Origin of the sequence: Pseudomonas sp. Fl4BN1, from assembly GCF_009908285.1 — a bacterium.
Lineage (GTDB): Bacteria > Pseudomonadota > Gammaproteobacteria > Pseudomonadales > Pseudomonadaceae > Aquipseudomonas.
Genome location: NZ_JAAARM010000006.1, coordinates 205,938 through 224,326, shown reverse-complemented (window position 1 = coordinate 224,326; position 18,389 = coordinate 205,938). Strand labels below are relative to the sequence as shown.

The following is an 18,389-nucleotide window of genomic DNA, read 5'->3' as shown; positions in this document are numbered from 1 at the left end:
TGACTTATTGCACGGCAGATTCCTGAACGACTCGAATCACCCGTTGCGGAAATGGAATATCAATCCCTGCAGCCTTCAGATGGTCGCGAGACAGCTCGTTGAAATGGAACATCACATCCCAGTAGTCCGCAGTCTTGACCCAGACTCGCAGCGAAAGAGTAATTGCACTGTCACCCAGGGTGGACACCACCGCTACCGGCGCAGGATCGGCCAGCACGCGTTCATCCTTGGCCAACTCCAGCAGCACCTCGCGGGCCTTCTGCAGGTCCGCGTCGTAATTCACACCGACGTCGAACACCACCCTGCGGGTCGGTTGACGGTTGTAGTTGGTGATGATGCCGTTGGACAGGTTACCGTTAGGCACAATCACCGTCTTGTTGTCACCGGTACGCAGCACGGTGTGGAAGATCTGAATACTGTCCACGGTGCCGCTGATGCCTTGGGCTTCAATAAAGTCACCAATACGAAAGGGGCGAAACAACAGGATCAATACCCCACCCGCGAAATTTGCCAGGCTGCCTTGCAGCGCCAGGCCGATCGCCAAGCCTGCAGCACCGATCGCAGCCACGAAAGAGGTGGTTTCAACACCGATCATCGAGGCTACGCTGACGATCAACAGCACTTTGAGAATGACGTTGGCCAGGTTGCTGATAAAGCCTTGCAGCGCCATGTCGGCATTGCGCAGTGCCAGCAACTTGCCCACCTTGTGGGTCAGCCTGTTGATCAGCCACCAGCCGATGGCCAAGGTGATCACTGCCAGCAGCACCCGGCTGCCGTATTCCATGATCATTGGAATCCAGGCTTGGGAAGCTCGGACCAGGTTGTCTACTTCAGCGTTCAAATCCATCTATTTCTCCAGATTCCCGGGGTTGCGGCGTACATGACTGACAGGCAGAACGACCGGCTCCATTGGGGCTCAATCGTTTCTGCCATTCCTCCGGCCTCGGACGCCAATAAGTTCTAGAGGTTCCCGGAGAAGCTGATCAATCGCGGAAGTTGTTGAACTGCAGGGGCATGCCGAACTCGTGTGCACGCAGCGCGGCGATGGCCTCTTGCAGGTCGTCACGTTTCTTGCCAGTGACCCGTACCTGCTCACCTTGAATCGAGGCCTGTACCTTCAACTTGGCGTCCTTGATATGAGCGACGATCTTCTTCGCCAGCTCTTTATCGATACCTTCCTTGAGCACCGCTTCCTGCTTCATCACCTTGCCCGAGGCATAGGCATCTTTGACTTCCAGGCACTGTACGTCGATCTTGCGCTTGACCAAGGCCAGCTTGAGGATCTCGATCATTGCTTCCAACTGGAATTCGGCTTCGGCGGTCAGGTTGACCGTCAGGTCCTTGTCCTTGAACTCGAAGCTGCCCTTGCCCTTCAAGTCATAACGACGGTCCAGTTCCTTGACGGCGTTTTCCACCGCGTTGGTGACTTCGTGCTTGTCCAGTTCGGATACCACGTCAAACGACGGCATGTAATCTCTCCAAATAAAAAGGGGCGCTGTTCAAAACATCGAACACGCCCGGCTTGCGGTTAAAATCCGCGCTCATTATAACGGGTCTTTCCCCTCCTTCACCGCGCGCCCTCTGCGGGCCTGCCAAACAGAGCGAAAACTTGATGTCCACCACCTGGCATGTTCTCGGCGCCGGTAGCCTCGGCACCCTGTGGGCCTCCCGCCTGGCCCGCGCCGGCTTGCCGGTACGCCTGATCCTGCGGGACCAGGCCCGCCTGCACGCATATCGGACAGCCGGCGGCCTGACCCTGGTAGAACAGGGCCAGAGCAGCCTGCAAGCGATCCCCGGTGAAACCTGCGACAGCACGGCCCCCATCAGCCGCCTGCTGCTGGCATGCAAGGCCTACGATGCAGAAGCGGCCGTGGCCAGTATCGCTGCACGCCTGACCCCAGGAGCCGAACTGATCCTGTTGCAGAACGGCCTCGGCAGCCAGGATGCGGTGGCTGCCAAAGTGCCCCAGGCACGCTGCATTGCCGCCTCCAGTACCGAAGGGGCATTTCGCGACGGCGACTGGCGCGTGGTCTTCGCCGGTCACGGCTACACCTGGCTGGGCGACACCGGCCACCCGACCGCACCGATCTGGCTGGATGAGCTGAGTGCCAGCGGCATCCCCCATGAATGGAGCACCCAGATCCTCACCCGACTCTGGCGCAAGCTGGCGCTCAACTGTGCAATCAATCCACTGACGGTCTTGCACGACTGCCGCAATGGCGGCTTGCAGCAGCACCCGTGTGAAGTGGCCACCTTGTGCTCTGAGTTGAGCGAACTGCTGCAATGCTGCGGACAACCTGCCGCAGCGCAGAACCTGCAACAGGAAGTCGAACGAGTGATCCAGGCCACTGCCGCCAACTACTCCTCGATGCACCAGGACGTGGCCAGCCAGCGACGAACCGAAATCAGCTATCTGTTGGGTTATGCCTGTGAAGCCGCTGCCCGCCACCGACTGCAACTGCCCCATCTGCAACAATTGCAACAGCGGCTGGTGAGCCTGCTGCAACTGCGTGGATTGCCCAGCGACTGAGCAGCGGCTACGCTGCCCACTTGCTCATTTCCTGCGATACAGCCGATGCCATTGCGCCAGCGCCTCGAAAACCTGCCCGTGGGCCAAAAGCTCCTGGCTGCCCTGCTTGTCCTGCTGACTACCGTGCTGCTGGTCGCCAACCTGACGTTTATCAGCGCTGCCTACTGGATCTCCCAGGAAAGCATGGCGCCCCAGGCCCTGCAGACTATTGGCCGGCTGGTATCCAACCCGACCCTGGCGCTGCAGGCCCTGGACTCCCCCGAAGATGCAGAAAAGCTGCTCCATGAGCTCGACAGCTATTCGCCCTTGCGAGCGGCAGCTGTCTATGACGGCAAAGGCATGCGCCTGGCTCAACTGCAGCACGGTGAACATCTCAAGCTGCCGGAGCGCTACCGGCACATCGAAGCCTGGCAACTGACCGAGTTTCGCAGCAACCAGGTGATCTCCCTGCCCCGCCCAGGCCAGGCACCTGGGCACCTGCTACTGGTGGCCACCAGTGAACTGCCGATGGCGTTCTATACCGGCACCCTCACCGCGAGCCTGGGAATCCTGATTTTCAGCGTGCTTCTGTGGCTGGTCATTGCCCGGCAGATCAAGCGCCTGATCACCCAACCGATTCATCAACTCGAAGAACTGTCACGCCAGGTAACCCGCGAGGAGAACTACTCCCTGCGCGCGGCCCGCGGCAACCACGATGAAATCGGCAGCCTGGCGGAGGCCTTCAACACCATGCTGTCGCGCATCGAAGCCCGGGAGCAACAGCTCAAGCGCGCCCGGGATGACTCCCAGGCAGCCTACGACCAGGCCCAGGGATTGGCGGAAGAGACCCGTCACACCAACCGCAAGCTGGAACTGGAAGTCCAGGTGCGCAGCAAGATCGAGAAGAAACTCACCGGTTTCCAGAACTACCTCAACAGCATCATCGACTCCATGCCCTCGGCGCTGATCGCCCTGGATGAGCAACTGTATGTCACTCAGTGGAACCAGGAAGCCAGCGCCCTGTCCGGCACCCGGCTCGACGAAGCCCTGAACCAGCCGATCTTCCTCGCTTTCGAACCGCTCAAGCCGTTCCTGCCGCAACTCAAGGAAACCGTCGAGCAACACACGGTGACCAAGGTCGAGCGGGTCACCTGGTTCAAGGATGAGGAGCCCAAGCACTACGCCCTGACCTTCTACCCATTGATGGGCGGCGCCGGACGCGGGGTGGTGATCCGTATCGACGACATCACCCAGCGCCTGTCCCTGGAAGAAATGATGGTGCAGTCGGAGAAAATGCTCTCGGTCGGTGGCCTCGCAGCGGGCATGGCCCACGAAATCAACAACCCGCTGGGAGCGATCCTGCACAACGTGCAGAACATTCGCCGACGGCTGTCCCCCGAACTGCCGAAGAACCTCGAACACGCGCAACAGATCGGCGTCGAGCTGCAAACCGTCAATCGTTACCTGGAAAGCCGTGAGGTCCCCCTGTTGCTGGACGGCATTCAACAAGCCGGCGCCCGGGCGGCGAAGATCGTCACCCATATGCTCAGCTTCAGCCGGCGCAGCAATCGGCAGATGGCCCCCTGCGACCTGCCGGCACTGATCGACCAGGCCGTGGAAATCGCCAGCAACGACTTCGACCTGGCCATTGGTTTCGACTTCAAGGGCCAGGCGATCATCCGCCAATTCGACCCGAACCTGGGACCGGTTCCCGGCACCGCCAATGAACTGGAACAGGTGCTGCTCAACCTCCTGAAGAACGCCGCCCAGGCGATCCACCAGCGCGATGACGACAGTGAACCGGGACGAATTATCCTGCGCACCAAACTAAATCCGCCCTGGGCGGAAATCCAGGTGGAAGACAACGGCATCGGCATGAGCGAGAGCGTGCGCAAACGCACCTTCGAACCCTTCTTCACCACCAAGGAGATCGGCCAGGGCACCGGGCTCGGCTTGTCGGTGTCGTATTTCATCATCACCAACAATCACAAGGGGCAGATGGAAGTGCAGTCGACCCGGGGCCAGGGCACCTGCTTCACCTTGCGTCTGCCCCTGGCCAGCAGCCAGCCGCTGATTCAAGAACCCCTACCACTGGAGAACTAAGCATGGGTTTTCGCTTGTCGAAGATTTACACCCGAACCGGCGACAAAGGCGAAACCGGGCTGGGAGACGGCCGCCGAGTGCCCAAGGATCACCCGCGGGTGGAGGCCATTGGTGAGGTCGATAGCCTGAACAGCCAACTGGGGTTGCTCTTGGCCGGGTTGGCCGAGCAGAGCGCAACCTGCCCCGGGCTCAAGGAGGTGAGCGAGGTATTGGCGCCATGCCAACATCGGCTGTTCGACCTGGGGGGCGAACTGGCAATGCCGGTGTACCAGGCACTCAATAACGCCGAGGTGGAACGCCTGGAGGCGGCCATCGATGTGTGGAACGAGGAATTGGGGCCGCTGGAGAATTTCATTCTGCCCGGTGGTTCGGCACTGATTGCCCAGGCCCATGTCTGCCGCAGCCTGGCGCGCAGCACTGAACGTCGCTGCCAGCACCTGAATGCCGTCGAACCGTTGCAAGGCGTCGGGCTGGCCTACATCAATCGCCTGTCGGACTTGCTGTTTGTAGCGGCGCGCCTGATTGCCAAGCGCCAGGGGATTGCTGAAATCCTCTGGCAAGCTGCCGCCAAACCTTGACTGTACCTGCGACCAAGGGAGCCGACTTGCCAGCAAAAGAGCCCTTGAGCCTGGCGTGCACCTGGGTGACGCCTTCGCTGGCAAGCCGGAGCCTACACAGAGGGGGCTTTCAGTCCTGCGGCCAGAAGGCGCGGATTCCCGCCACGCCCTGGGCACCTGCGGCCCAGGCTTGCTGACATTCGGCCGGACCCACGCCACCCAGTAGATACACCGGCTTGTTGAAGCCGCTGATCAACTGTGCGGCCTGCTCCCAGCCCAACGCCTGGGCATCGGGATGGGTCTGGGTCGGCTGCACCGGGGACAGGGTCACGAAGTCGACATCCATCTGCTGCGCCAGGGACAACTCCTCGGCGTCATGACAGGAGGCCGCCAACCAGCGATCCTTGCCGAAGGGACGCCCGGCACTGGCGTACTTGCGCAACTGCGACGAGGTAATGTGCCAACCCGCTGAAGGGAAATCCCCCAGCCACTCGAACGGTCCCTTGAGCATCAGTTGTGCCTTGCCGGCACACAGCCCCACGGCATCCACCGCCAGGTCGCGGTATTGCGGATCGTAGCCGCCGGGAGCACGCAACTGAATCAGCTTGCTGCCCTGGGCAATGGCTTTCTGCATGCCACGCAGCAAGGTCGGGGTTTCCAGACCTTCGGGAGTAATCAGATAGTGGGCCGGTAGACAAGCCGCAGCGACAATCGGCTGATTGGCCGCAGGGAATTGGTAGTCAGGTAGTTCACGCGAGCTGACCCAGGCCAAGGGCTGCCCTTCGACGCCGTGGGGCTCCCCAGTGAACGCCGACACCTCCCAGACATCCAGCAATACCTGCTTGTCCGGATAATCGTGCTGCACCTTGATCAGCGGACGCGCCGTCAACACGACAATCCCCAGCTCTTCCTGCAGCTCGCGAGCCAGTGCGGCTTGCACCGTCTCCCCGGACTCGACCTTGCCTCCGGGAAACTCCCACAAGCCCCCTTGATGCTGGGTATCGGCACGCCGGGCAATCAGGATCTTGCCACTGGCATCCCGGATAACGGCCGCAGCCACATGTACTCGTTTCACCGCACTGCTTCCTTTGATCCAGAATTCAGCCGGGCCTTGCCGGCCCGCCATTGACTACCGCCTCGCCTGCAAGCCAACTCCTACAAGGGCTGTGAAGCCGGCCTGCTGGCACCTGATTAGGTACGGTATTCAGCGTTGATCTTCACGTATTCGTGAGACAGGTCGGTAGTCCAGATGGTTTCGCTGCAAGCGCCGCGACCCAACTCAATACGGATGGTGATTTCTTCCTGCTGCATCACCGCTGCGCCCTGGGCTTCGGTATAGCTGGCAGCCCGCGCGCCACGGCTGGCGATGCAGACTTCACCGAGGAACACATCGATCTTGCTGACATCCAGATCTGGCACGCCGGCACGGCCGACGGCAGCCAGGATCCGGCCCCAGTTCGGATCGGAAGCGAACAGCGCGGTCTTGATCAGCGGCGAGTGGGCCACGGTGTAGCCCACATCCAGGCACTCCTGGTGAGTGCCGCCGCCGTTGACTTCAACGGTGACGAACTTGGTCGCGCCTTCACCATCACGGACGATGGCCTGGGCCACTTCCATGCAGACCTCGAACACCGCCTGCTTCAGAGCACTGAATAGCGGGCCCTTGGCCTCGGTGATTTGCGGCAACTTGGCCTGGCCGGTGGCGATCAGCATGCAGCAGTCGTTGGTCGAGGTATCGCCGTCGATGGTGATGCGGTTGAAGGACTTGTTGGCACCGTCCAGCAACAGGTTCTGCAGCACCTCTCGGGAGACTTTGGCGTCCGTGGCGATATAACCGAGCATGGTCGCCATGTTCGGGCGGATCATCCCCGCGCCCTTGCTGATGCCCGTCACGGTGATGGTCACACCCTCATGCTGGAACTGGCGGCTGGCGCCCTTGGGCAGGGTGTCGGTGGTCATGATCCCGGTAGCGGCAGCGGCCCAGTTGTCGACGGACAAATCATCCAGCGCGGCTTGCAGGGCACCTTCGATTTTCTCTACCGGCAGCGGCTCGCCGATCACCCCGGTGGAATACGGCAGCACGGCGTTGACATCGACCCCGGTCAGCTCAGCCAGTTTGGCGCAGGTACGGGTCGCAGCGGCCAGGCCTGGCTCGCCGGTGCCGGCATTGGCATTACCGGTGTTGGTCAGCAAATAACGCACTGGGCCCTGCACACGCTGCTTGGCCAGGATCACCGGTGCGGCGCAGAACGCATTGAGGGTGAATACCCCCGCCACCGTTGAGCCTTCGGCACAACGCATGACTACCACATCCTTGCGCCCCGGGCGCTTGATGCCGGCCGAAGCGATACCGAGTTCGAAACCGGCAACCGGGTGCAACGTTGGCAAAGGACCAAGACCAACAGCCATGAATGCGCTCCTCTTATCAGATCTCTGCACCGTCGTCACAAAAGACGGTGTCGCAAATGGAAAAACGCCGCGACGGCTGATGCCGTCACGGCGCGGATGTTTCAGTGTCCGGCGAGGACCTTAGTTGATCTGGCCGTGACAGTGTTTGTACTTCTTGCCCGAACCGCAGTAGCACAGCTCGTTGCGACCCAGTTTCTGCTCGTTGCGCACTGGCGCAGAAGCTAGGGCCACATCCATATCAACCCCCTCCTCCAAGGCTTCCGGCTGATCCAGGCCCGGAGCTTCAGGGTGTTCGAACTGCATGCGCTGGGCCAGTGCCTCGGCCTCCTGGCGCAGACGCGCTTCTTCCTCGATCGGGTCTTCACGACGCACCTGAACGTGGGACAAGACACGAATCGAGTCGCGCTTGATCGAATCCAGCAACTCGGAGAACAGTGTGAAGGACTCACGCTTGTACTCCTGCTTCGGATTCTTCTGCGCATAACCACGCAGGTGAATACCGTGGCGCAGATGGTCCATGGTCGCCAAGTGGTCTTTCCACAGATCGTCCAGCACTCGCAACACGATCTGCTTCTCGAAGGTGCGCAGTGCCTCGGCACCCGCCTGGTCTTCTTTTTCGTTGTAGGCGGCGATCAGCTCGTTGAGCAGCTTTTCACGCAGAGTCTCTTCGTACAGGTGGTCGTCTTCATCGAGCCATTGCTGGATCGGCAGGCTCACACCAAAGTCATTCTGGATTGCAGCTTCCAGACCTGCCACATCCCACTGCTCAGGCAGCGACTGGGGTGGAATGTGAGCACTGACAGTGGCGTTGAGCACGTCCAGGCGGAAGTCGGCAATGGTTTCGCCAATGTTGTCCGCGGCCAGCAACGTGTTACGCATGTGATAGATCACTTTACGCTGTTCGTTGTTGACGTCGTCGAACTCCAGCAACTGCTTGCGGATGTCGAAGTTGCGGCCTTCAACCTTGCGCTGAGCCTTCTCGATGGCGTTGGTCACCATACGGTGCTCAATCGCTTCGCCAGACTGCATGCCCAAGGCCTTCATGAAGTTCTTCACCCGGTCGGAGGCAAAGATACGCATCAGGCTGTCTTCCAGGGACAGATAGAAACGGCTGGAGCCGGCATCGCCCTGGCGACCGGCACGGCCACGCAGCTGGTTGTCGATACGACGCGATTCGTGACGCTCGGATGCGATCACCTGCAGACCACCGGACTCCAGCACTTGCTGGTGACGCTTCTGCCAGTCGGCCTTGATCTGTGCGATCTGCTCCGGAGTCGGGTCTTCCAGGGAAGCGACTTCCACTTCCCAGTTGCCGCCCAACAGGATGTCGGTACCACGACCCGCCATGTTGGTGGCGATGGTCAGCGCGCCCGGACGACCAGCCTGGGCAATGATTTCCGCTTCTTTTTCGTGGAACTTGGCGTTCAAGACCTTGTGTTCGATGCCTTCCTGGTTGAGCAGGTTGGACATGTGCTCGGAGGTTTCGATGGTGGCGGTACCCACCAGCACCGGACGCCCCTTGGTCATGCACTCCTTGATGTCGTTGATGATCGCAGCGTACTTCTCGTCCGCGGTCAGGAACACCAGGTCGTTGTAGTCCTTACGAGCCAGCGGCTTGTTCGGTGGAATCACCATCACCTGCAGACCGTAGATCTGATGGAACTCGAAGGCTTCGGTATCAGCAGTACCAGTCATGCCGGACAGCTTGGTGTAGAGACGGAAGTAGTTCTGGAAAGTGGTCGACGCCAGGGTCTGGCTCTCGGCCTGGATGTTGAGGTTTTCCTTGGCTTCGATGGCCTGGTGCAGGCCCTCGGACAGACGACGACCGGGCATGGTACGACCGGTGTGTTCGTCCACCAGGACCACCTGGCCATCCTGGACGATGTATTCGACGTTGCGATGGAACAGCTTGTGCGCACGCAGACCGGCATAGACGTGGGTCAGCAGGCCCAGGTTGTGTGCCGAGTACAGGCTCTCGCCTTCCGCCAGCAGGCCGACCTGGGTCAGCATCTCTTCGATGAACTGGTGACCGGCTTCGTTGAGTTCGACCTGACGGGTCTTCTCGTCGACGGTGAAGTGACCGGCCTTGGTGACCTGGCCTTCCACTTCCTCGATGTGCTGTTCCAGACGCGGGATCAGCTTGTTGACTTCAATGTACAGGCGGGAACTGTCCTCGGCCTGACCGGAGATGATCAACGGGGTACGGGCTTCGTCGATGAGGATCGAGTCGACTTCGTCGATCACGGCAAAATTGAGCTCACGCTGGAATTTCTCTTCCATGCTGAAAGCCATGTTGTCGCGCAGGTAGTCGAAACCGAATTCGTTGTTGGTGCCGTAGGTAATGTCAGCGGCGTAGGCTGCACGCTTTTCTTCCGGCGGCTGGAACGGCGTGACCACGCCGACGCTCAGGCCGAGGAACTCATAGAGCGGACGCATCCAGTTGGCGTCACGACGAGCCAGGTAGTCGTTCACTGTCACTACGTGCACGCCCTTGCCGGACAATGCGTTGAGGTAGACGCCCAGGGTTGCCACCAGGGTCTTGCCCTCACCGGTGCGCATCTCGGCGATCTTGCCTTCATGCAAGGTCATGCCGCCGATCAACTGTACGTCGAAGTGGCGCATCCCCATGACACGCTTGCCGGCTTCACGGGCGACCGCAAAGGCTTCGGGAAGCAGTTTGTCGAGGGTTTCACCCTTGGCGATGCGGGCCTTGAACTCAGCGGTCTTGGCACGCAATTGATCGTCCGAAAGGGCCACCATTTGCTCTTCGAAGGCATTGACGATCTGTACCGTCTTGAGCATGCGTTTGACTTCACGCTCGTTCTTGCTTCCAAAAAGTTTCTTTAACAAAGGCGCAAACATATCGGCAGGATCTTCCACACGTAGGGTTGGAGGGCGGCCCCGTGACTCGCCCGAGCAGCCCTCATGGCCGCATGCGAACGAGCATTCTACCCGGAAACGATGGTGAGGAAAGTGGCGTTATTCCACGATGCTGGCACAGCGCTGTGACGGGGCTCACTTAAAATAAGGGCTTTTGGCTGAACTTCAAGCCCATTCGCCACAGAAGTTAATGATTACGATCAGCAAAGGGCCAGAAATTAGTCAGAGTACGAAAAAGCGATGAGCCCGGTGTCCCGGGCGCTTTCTGCTACCATGGCGGCTCTGTAACTTCAGGTTTCTGATCATGGCATTTCGCCCCCTTACGGCACGTGCACCCGCCGTTCTTCTTCGCGAAGCCAAGCCCCTGAAAGCTATTTTCGGCCACGCCCAGCGCCTGGCGCATCTGCAGCGTTTGCTGGAGAGCCAGTTGCAGCCGGCGGCTCGCGAACATTGCCACGTCGCTTCCTGGCGTGAAGGCAACCTGTTGCTGATCGTCACCGATGGCCATTGGGCCACTCGCCTGCGCTATCAGCAAAAACGCCTGCAACGCCAATTGCAGGAGTTCAACGAGTTCAGCAATCTGACGCGCATTCTATTCAAGGTCCAACCACCCACGGTCCAGCACCGAGTGGTGGGAAACACCATGGATCTGTCCAACAACGCCGCCGCAACCATCCAGGCCACCGCCGACGGCATCACCGATCCCAATCTGCGCGCAGCCCTGGAGCGCCTGGCCAGCCACGCCAAACCACGGGGCTGACTCGGTCTCTACGCTTCAGCGACGCTTGTTGCCCCCCAGCAACGAGCCCATCAGGCCTCGCACCAATTGCCGGCCCAACTGATTGGCCGCCTGGCGCATCGCCGATTTCAGTGCCTGTCCGGCTGCGGTACCAAGGAACTCACCTGCCCGGTCAGCCAGGCTCGGTTCTTCAACCACCGGCTTGCCAGGTGCTGACTGAACCTCCGGCGCCAGCTCCTTGCGCCCCATCAACACTTCGTAGGCTGACTCGCGATCGATAGGTTTGTCATAGCGTCCCAGCAACGGCGAACTGGCGATCAGGGCCTGGCGCTCGGCTTCGGTCAGCGGCCCGATCCGCGATTGCGGCGGCGCCACCAGTACCCGCTGGACCATCTCCGGCGTGCCCTTGTCCTGCAAGGTGCCCACCAGTGCCTCGCCGATGCCCAATTCGGTGAGTACCGACAGCGCATCAAAAGCCGGGTTGGGCCGGAAACCCTCCGCTACGGCGCGCAAGGACTTCTGCTCCTTGGCGGTAAACGCCCGCAAGCCATGCTGGATACGCAACCCCAGTTGCGCCAGCACATCGTCCGGCAGATCGCTCGGCGACTGGGTGACGAAATACACCCCTACACCCTTGGAACGAATCAGCCGCACCACTTGCTCCAACCGATCCTGCAGGGCCTTTGGAGTGCCGGCGAACAGCAGGTGCGCCTCATCGAAAAACAGCGCCAGCAAAGGCTTGTCCGCATCACCGCGCTCCGGCAATTGCTCGAACAGTTCAGCCAGCAGCCATAAAAGGAAGGTCGCGTAGACTTTCGGCGCCTCATGCACCAAGCGGCTGGCATCCAATAGATGAATCCGCCCACGGCCATCTGCAGCCGGTTGCAGGATATCCTCCAACTGCAGCGCCGGCTCACCAAACAATGCCTCGGCCCCTTGCTGCTCCAGGGTCGCCAGGCGCCGCAACAGGGCCTGACTGGAACCGGTGGTCATCAACGCCGAGTCATCCCCCAGCAGTTGCGGATTGTCCTTGAGGTGATTGAGCAGCGCCTTGAGGTCCTTCAGGTCCAGCAACAACAAACCCTCGCGGTCCGCCACCTTGAACGCCGCATACAGCGCCGACTGCTGACTGTCGGTGAGCTCCAGCAAACTGCCCAGCAGCAACGGCCCCATTTCACTCAAGGTGGTGCGCAAGGGATGACCGGATTGCCCATGGATATCCCACAGCGTCACCGGATACGCCTGCGGCTTGTATTCAAGCCAGGGCATGCCGGCGATCCGCTCGGCAACCTTGCCTTGGGGATTTCCCGCAGCCCCCAGACCGCACAGGTCGCCTTTGATATCCGCGGCGAACACCGCCACCCCGGCATCACTGAAGGCCTCCGCCAGACGCTGCAAGGTGACGGTCTTGCCGGTACCGGTGGCGCCCGCCACCAGGCCGTGGCGGTTGGCCAGGCGCATGGCCTGGGCGATCGGCAGGCCGTCGAGGCCGGCACCGATGACGAGTTGCGATGAGTCAGGCATTTTGTCACCCCTGGTTAATCTTTGGCCTTGCACGGTCGATATGAATAAATGATGTATCAGAAATATCTGAAATAAAGGTCAGGTAATTCCTTTGGCATAGATGGAGATACCAGCTTACTTATAACAGCGCCCATTTTGTGCGCTTTTCCAACCCGATGCCCTGCACTCGAAGACCTTAGCGGACCCCCCAAGCCATGAACAAAAATCTGCGCTTCAGCCACAAGATCCTGCTTGCCGCCTCGCTGATCGTCATAGTCGCCTTTGCACTATTCACGCTCTACAACGATTACCTGCAACGCAACGCCATTCGCAAGGATCTGGACAACTATCTCCAGGAAATGGGCGACGTTACTGCAAAAAATATTCAGACCTGGCTCGCCGGACGAGCCTTGCTGATCGAAAACATCTCACAGTCAGTGGCCCTCAATCCCGATCCGGCCAATGTCAGCAACCTGCTGGAACAGAAGTCGGTGAGCGCGACCTTCATGGGCGCGTACCTGGGGAACAAGGACGGCACCTTCATCATCCGCCCGGACAGCAAGATGCCGGACGGCTACGACCCACGTGCACGCCCCTGGTACAAGAGTGCCGAGAACAGCAACGGCTCGGCCCTGACCGAACCCTATATCGACCTGGCTTCCGGACAGTTGGTGATTTCCATCGTCGACAGCGTGCTCAAGGCTGGCCAGCGGATCGGCGTAGTGGGCGGTGACCTGAGCCTGCAAGTGATCGCCGACAGTATCAACGCCCTGGACTTCGGTGGCATGGGCTACGCCTTCCTGGTCAGCGCCGATGGCAAGATCCTGGTGCACCCGGACAAGAACCAGGTGATGAAGACTCTCAAGGACGTCTACCCCCAGGACACCCCACGGATCAGCAGTGAACTCAGCGAGATCAACGTTGACGGCAAACCACGGATCATTACCTTCACTCCGATCAAGGGCTTGTCTTCGGTGAACTGGTACATCGGCCTGTCGGTGGACAAGGACAAGGCTTTCGCGATGCTCAGCGAATTCCGTACCTCGGCGATCATTGCCACCCTGACTGCCGTGGCCCTGACCATTGCCCTGCTGGGCCTGCTGATCCGCCTGCTGATGCAACCCTTGCATGTGATGACCCGGGCCATGCAGGACATTGCCGAAGGCGAAGGCGACCTGACCCGCCGCCTGAACATCCATAACCAAGACGAATTTGGCATCCTCGGCACCGCCTTCAACCGTTTCGTCGAACGCATCCACGGTTCGATCCGCGAAGTGTCCTCAGCCACCGCACACGTCAACGAAGTGGCCTTGCGAGTGGTCAGCGCCTCCAACTCGTCGATGCTCAACTCCGACGAACAGGCCAGCCGCACCAACAGTGTCGCCGCGGCCATTAATCAGCTGGGGGCTGCGGCCCAGGAAATCGCCCGCAACGCCGCCCAGGCCTCGCAGCAAGCCAGCGATGCGCGCAACCTGGCCGAAGACGGTCAGCAAGTGGTGGACCGCAGCATCCAGGCAATGAACCAACTGTCTGACATGATCAGTGCCTCCAGCAGCAACATCGAGACCCTCAACAGCAAGACGGTGAACATCGGGCAGATTCTCGAAGTCATCACCAGCATTTCCCAGCAAACCAACCTGCTGGCCCTCAACGCCGCCATCGAAGCAGCCCGGGCCGGTGAAGCTGGACGCGGTTTCGCCGTGGTCGCTGATGAAGTGCGCAATCTGGCGCACCGTACCCAGGAGTCGGCGCAACAAGTGCAGACCATGATCGAAGAGCTGCAAGTCGGCGCCCGAGAGTCGGTGAGCACCATGAGCAACAGCCAGCGTCACAGCCAGGACAGTGTGGAAATTGCCAACCAGGCCGGGGAGCGGCTGAACAGCGTGACCCAGCGCATCGGCGAAATCGACGGCATGAACCAGTCGGTGGCGACGGCGACGGAAGAGCAGACCTCGGTGGTGGAGTCCATCAATATGGACATCACCGAGATCAACACGCTCAACCAAGAAGGTGTGGAAAACCTGCAGGCGACCCTGCGAGCCTGTTCCGATCTGGAACAGCAGGCGGCGCGCTTGAAGCAACTGGTGGGCAGTTTCAGGATTTGAGTGAGCGCTGAGGGATTGGCACCGACAAACCGGCTCCTGCATCAGGAGCCGATTACCTGCCGTTAGCGCAGCAACCAGCTTGCCGGCGAAGCACTCACTGCGGCTCCGGTGGCGGCTGTAGCTGCTCCCAGAGCTCAGCGGCACCAGGAAACTCAGTGCCATCTTCGGCATCGAGATCATCAGGGTCGTAACGACTCAGACACCCCTCGCCGAGGGTGGCTGGGGCTTGGGAGGTGGCTTTATCCAGGGGATCGGTCATCGGGCTGACCTCGTGATTTGAATAACCAGGACCGGGCTATTGAACTCCCGTTCCTGGTTTTTTTTCAATCAGAACACCACGGTCTTATTGCCGTGCACCAGCACTCGGTCTTCCAGGTGATAACGCAAGCCACGGGCCAGTACCATCTTCTCCACATCGCGGCCGAAACGCACCATGTCCTCAATGCTGTCGCTGTGGCTGACCCGCACCACGTCCTGCTCGATGATCGGACCGGCATCCAGTTCTTCGGTAACGTAGTGGCACGTCGCGCCGATCAGCTTCACACCCCGCAGGGAAGCCTGGTGGTAGGGCTTGGCACCGACGAAGGATGGCAAGAAGCTGTGGTGGATGTTGATCACCTTGTGCGCATATTCGCTGCACAGTTCCGGCGGCAGGATTTGCATGTAGCGCGCCAGCACCACCACTTCAGCATCGTGTTGCTTGACCAGACGCGACACTTCGGCGAACGCCGGCTCCTTGTCCTGAGGATTGACCGGCACGTGGTGATAAGGAATACCGTGCCACTCGACCATGCTGCGCAAGTCATCGTGGTTGGAAATCACACAAGCGATCTGGCAATCCAGCTCGTCGCTGTGCCAACGGTGCAGCAAGTCGGCCAGGCAATGGGACTCACGACTGGCCATCAACACCACGCGCTTTTTCTCGGCGGTGTCGGTAATCCGCCAGTCCATCGAGAACTCTTCGGCGATCGGCGCAAAAGCCTCACGGAATGCCTCCAGACCAAAAGGCAGCGAATCGGCACGAATCTCGTGACGCATGAAGAACCAGCCACTGAGGTTGTCCGAGTGGTGGCTCGCTTCGGTGATCCAACCGTTGTGGGAGGCCAGAAAGTTACTGACTTTGGCAACGATGCCAACGCGGTCAGGGCAAGAAATCACCAACCGAAAGGTGCGCATGAGGGGGAAACTCCAGAACTTCGCAAAGGTCGCCATTCTAGCCATTACGCGAAAAAACTGCAGTATTCATTGCGCCGCACGCCCCCGGACTAGATCAGCAACAGCACCTTGATCCAGCTTATCGAGTGGGCTCGCGACGCTGATGCAGAATCCTGCAAATAGCGCGCAACTAATTTTTGACTATCGCAGCCGCATGCATCGATCTATTAAATAGCGAAATGGTGTTTACGCCTAAACACACTAAGAGAGACCAACAAAACATCGTTATTATGTTTACTTGCACAAACTCCGTGACTATTATTGCGCCAATGTCACCCCGCCACTCAGCGCCCAACAAGGTAGTCCTCATGTCCCTGATCAACGAATACCGTGCTACAGAAGAAGCCATCAAAGAACTGCAAGCACGTTTGAAGAACCTGTCCCAAGACGACAAACTGAAAGCCGAACTGGAGTTCGAAGGCAAATTGCGCAGCCTGATGGGCGAGTACTCCAAGTCCCTGCGCGACATCATCGCCCTGCTGGATCCGGACTCGAAAGTTAAAGCACCTCGCGCCGCGGCAAAAACCACCGGCACCAAGCGTGCACGTAAAGTTAAACAGTACAAAAACCCGCACAACGGTGAAGTCATCGAAACCAAAGGCGGCAACCACAAGACTCTGAAAGAGTGGAAAGCCAAGTGGGGCGGCGATGTCGTTGAAGGCTGGGCAACCCTGCTGGGCTAAGCATTACAGCCGAGTGCCCGGGCCTTTGCAGGCCAAGTGAAAAAGCGCCAGCTTGCTGGCGTTTTTTTATGCCCCGACGTTCTGTTCGAGGGCCAGGGCAACCTCTCAAAGAGCCAGCCGCAGAGCTAACGCCCGAACATACTCCTGCCACTCTTCCAAGACCCGACGTTGCATCGGGTCGGCATTTAACAGGCACTTTTCAAGCTCCTGCCGAAAACTTTCCAAGGTATTGGGCGCGCCAAATTGCGGATCAAGCAAACGCTGCTGGCAGAACCCCCGCCAACGCTCTTGCTCGGCGCTATTCAATGTTTCTGTAAAGTTACGGGCACGGTAGCGAAAAAGTAGTTCCGGCAAGCGCGCATCATCGAATGGCCATTGTTGCTGCGCCAAGTGCAGCGGATCAGCCTGCCGTACTTGTTCACACAAACGCCGGTCGCGATCGCCAATAAAACCGTCGTACAACTGTTGCTCCGGGTCCTCACTGGCAGCGAACTCATCAGGGCCATAAATTACCGAAAGTTTATCCCGCCAAACTTCCTGAGCCTCAGTCAAAACCAACGCACGTCGCTGATATTCCTGCATGTCCAAGTGCAGGCGTTGTTGATCGTCGCTACGCAACACACTCAACGGCGCCACTACCGGGCAGCGGTTGATATGGATGAGTTTCAGCGGCACCGGCAACTCGCCTTCGGCCAGATCCTCACGGCGGGTATAGAGACGCTGGCGCAGCGCCTCGGCGTCGAGGTCCAGCAGGCCCTGCGGATCCAGGTGCAGGTCACAGACAATCAGCGCATTGCGGTTGCGTGGGTGCCAGGCCAGAGGCAAGACCACACCCACGTAGTGCCGCGCGGCGGAGAAGCGTCCGGAAATGTGCACCATGGGTTGCAGCAGGCGGATCTGATCCATCACCCGTTGTTTGCTGCGCAACTGGAACAGCCAGTCATAGAGTTTCGGTTGCTTCTGGCGAATCAATCGCGCCAAGGCAATGGTCGCACGGACATCGGACAGCGCATCGTGCGCCTGCCCATGATCGATGCCGTTGGCGGCAGTCAGGCGCTCCAGCTTCAGCGTCACCTGCCCCTGCTCCTCGGGCCAGACAATGCCCTGGGGACGTAGCGCGTAAGCGGTACGCACCACATCGATCAGGTCCCAGCGGCTGTTGCCGCCCTGCCACTCCCGGGCATAGGGATCGAAGAAGTTGCGGTACAGGCTGTAGCGAGTCATCTCATCGTCGAAGCGCAGGGTGTTGTAGCCGGCGCCACAGGTTCCGGGACGCGCCAGTTGCGTGTGTATCCGGGTCATGAAATCGGCTTCGCTCAAGCCCTGCTCGGCCAGGCGGCTCGGGGTGATGCCGGTGATCATGCACGCCGCCGGGTGCGGCAGGATATCGTCGCTGGGCTGGCAGTAGAGGTTGACCGGCTCATCGATTTCATTGAGCGCCAGGTCGGTACGAATACCGGCCACTTGCAACGGGCGATCACTGCGCGGACTGATGCCGGTGGTTTCGTAGTCGTACCAAAAGATGGAAGTCACGGCCTGTTCCTGAACTGAAAGACCGCCGCAGTCTAGGCGTTCGAGCGCCGCCAGGGCCAGCCGCGCGTACCGGCAACGCTCAGACCAGGTTGCTTAATTGATAGTTAATGATGTCGTTTGCCCCTCAGACACTGCTAGCATCGGCGCTGGATT

General features: G+C 59.8%; 15 protein-coding genes and 1 pseudogene. 7 read left to right on the top strand and 9 right to left on the bottom strand.

What is annotated here, in order from left to right; genetic code table 11:
* Nucleotides 1-4 precede the first annotated feature (4 nt).
* Nucleotides 5-847, bottom strand: coding sequence for a mechanosensitive ion channel family protein (locus GV818_RS09595; protein ID WP_161756155.1), 843 nt, complete (start codon nt 845-847; stop codon nt 5-7).
* A 136-nt stretch (nt 848-983) separates the two neighbouring features.
* Nucleotides 984-1,469, bottom strand: a complete 486-nt coding sequence (locus GV818_RS09590) for a YajQ family cyclic di-GMP-binding protein (RefSeq protein WP_161756156.1) — start codon at nt 1,467-1,469, stop codon at nt 984-986.
* A gap of 143 nt (nt 1,470-1,612) precedes the next feature.
* On the opposite strand from GV818_RS09590, the gene GV818_RS09585 reads away from it, so the two are divergent.
* From GV818_RS09585 to GV818_RS09575, 3 genes are read left to right on the top strand one after another with little or no spacing between them, the layout of a single operon-like run.
* A complete protein-coding gene (locus tag GV818_RS09585) occupies nt 1,613-2,530 on the top strand; it encodes a putative 2-dehydropantoate 2-reductase (protein WP_161756157.1) in 918 nt (305 codons plus the stop codon).
* A gap of 45 nt (nt 2,531-2,575) precedes the next feature.
* Nucleotides 2,576-4,612, top strand: coding sequence for a sensor histidine kinase (locus GV818_RS09580; RefSeq protein WP_161776424.1), 2,037 nt, complete (start codon nt 2,576-2,578; stop codon nt 4,610-4,612).
* 2 nt (nt 4,613-4,614) lie between these two features.
* Nucleotides 4,615-5,190, top strand: a complete 576-nt coding sequence (locus GV818_RS09575; RefSeq protein ID WP_161756159.1) for a cob(I)yrinic acid a,c-diamide adenosyltransferase — start codon at nt 4,615-4,617, stop codon at nt 5,188-5,190.
* Between the two features lie 109 nt (nt 5,191-5,299).
* Here GV818_RS09575 and GV818_RS09570 read toward each other — a convergent pair whose 3' ends face one another.
* From GV818_RS09570 to secA, 3 genes are all read right to left on the bottom strand, one after another.
* Complete coding sequence (locus GV818_RS09570; RefSeq protein WP_161776423.1) at nt 5,300-6,244, bottom strand: Nudix family hydrolase; 945 nt, start codon at nt 6,242-6,244, stop codon at nt 5,300-5,302.
* A 116-nt stretch (nt 6,245-6,360) separates the two neighbouring features.
* A complete protein-coding gene (gene argJ / locus GV818_RS09565) occupies nt 6,361-7,578 on the bottom strand; it encodes a bifunctional glutamate N-acetyltransferase/amino-acid acetyltransferase ArgJ (RefSeq protein WP_161756161.1) in 1,218 nt (405 codons plus the stop codon).
* Nucleotides 7,579-7,698: 120 nt separating this feature from the next.
* Complete coding sequence (gene secA / locus GV818_RS09560) at nt 7,699-10,440, bottom strand: preprotein translocase subunit SecA (RefSeq protein WP_161776422.1); 2,742 nt, start codon at nt 10,438-10,440, stop codon at nt 7,699-7,701.
* A gap of 322 nt (nt 10,441-10,762) precedes the next feature.
* Between secA and GV818_RS09555 the strand changes: the two genes are divergently transcribed.
* The gene (locus GV818_RS09555) at nt 10,763-11,218 is read left to right on the top strand and encodes a DUF721 domain-containing protein (RefSeq protein WP_161756163.1); all 456 of its coding nucleotides are present in this window, start codon (nt 10,763-10,765) and stop codon (nt 11,216-11,218) included.
* 15 nt (nt 11,219-11,233) lie between these two features.
* Here the strand turns inward: GV818_RS09555 and GV818_RS09550 are convergent, their stop codons facing one another.
* Nucleotides 11,234-12,721 carry a helicase HerA-like domain-containing protein gene (locus tag GV818_RS09550; protein WP_161756164.1) on the bottom strand — a complete coding sequence of 496 codons (1,488 nt, stop codon included), beginning with the start codon at nt 12,719-12,721 and terminating at the stop codon, nt 11,234-11,236.
* Nucleotides 12,722-12,915: 194 nt separating this feature from the next.
* Here GV818_RS09550 and GV818_RS34990 point away from each other — a divergent pair.
* Both GV818_RS34990 and GV818_RS34985 read left to right on the top strand, forming a co-directional pair.
* A pseudogene (locus GV818_RS34990) lies at nt 12,916-13,947 on the top strand (HAMP domain-containing protein); the annotation flags it as partial.
* 93 nt (nt 13,948-14,040) lie between these two features.
* A complete protein-coding gene (locus tag GV818_RS34985) occupies nt 14,041-14,805 on the top strand; it encodes a methyl-accepting chemotaxis protein (RefSeq protein WP_372242086.1) in 765 nt (254 codons plus the stop codon).
* Between the two features lie 94 nt (nt 14,806-14,899).
* On the opposite strand, the gene GV818_RS34100 is transcribed toward GV818_RS34985, so the two are convergent.
* Together GV818_RS34100 and purU are read right to left on the bottom strand one after the other, a co-directional pair.
* A complete protein-coding gene (locus GV818_RS34100; RefSeq protein ID WP_178124820.1) occupies nt 14,900-15,064 on the bottom strand; it encodes a hypothetical protein in 165 nt (54 codons plus the stop codon).
* A gap of 68 nt (nt 15,065-15,132) precedes the next feature.
* Entirely contained in the window at nt 15,133-15,981 is an 849-nt protein-coding gene (gene purU / locus GV818_RS09540; protein WP_161756166.1) for a formyltetrahydrofolate deformylase, read from the bottom strand.
* 347 nt (nt 15,982-16,328) lie between these two features.
* Between purU and mvaT the strand changes: the two genes are divergently transcribed.
* The gene (gene mvaT, locus GV818_RS09535; protein WP_161756167.1) at nt 16,329-16,703 is read left to right on the top strand and encodes a histone-like nucleoid-structuring protein MvaT; all 375 of its coding nucleotides are present in this window, start codon (nt 16,329-16,331) and stop codon (nt 16,701-16,703) included.
* A gap of 105 nt (nt 16,704-16,808) precedes the next feature.
* Here the strand turns inward: mvaT and sbcB are convergent, their stop codons facing one another.
* Nucleotides 16,809-18,236: an exodeoxyribonuclease I gene (gene sbcB / locus GV818_RS09530; protein WP_161776421.1), complete on the bottom strand. Its 1,428-nt coding sequence runs from the start codon at nt 18,234-18,236 to the stop codon at nt 16,809-16,811.
* Nucleotides 18,237-18,389: the final 153 nt, after the last annotated feature.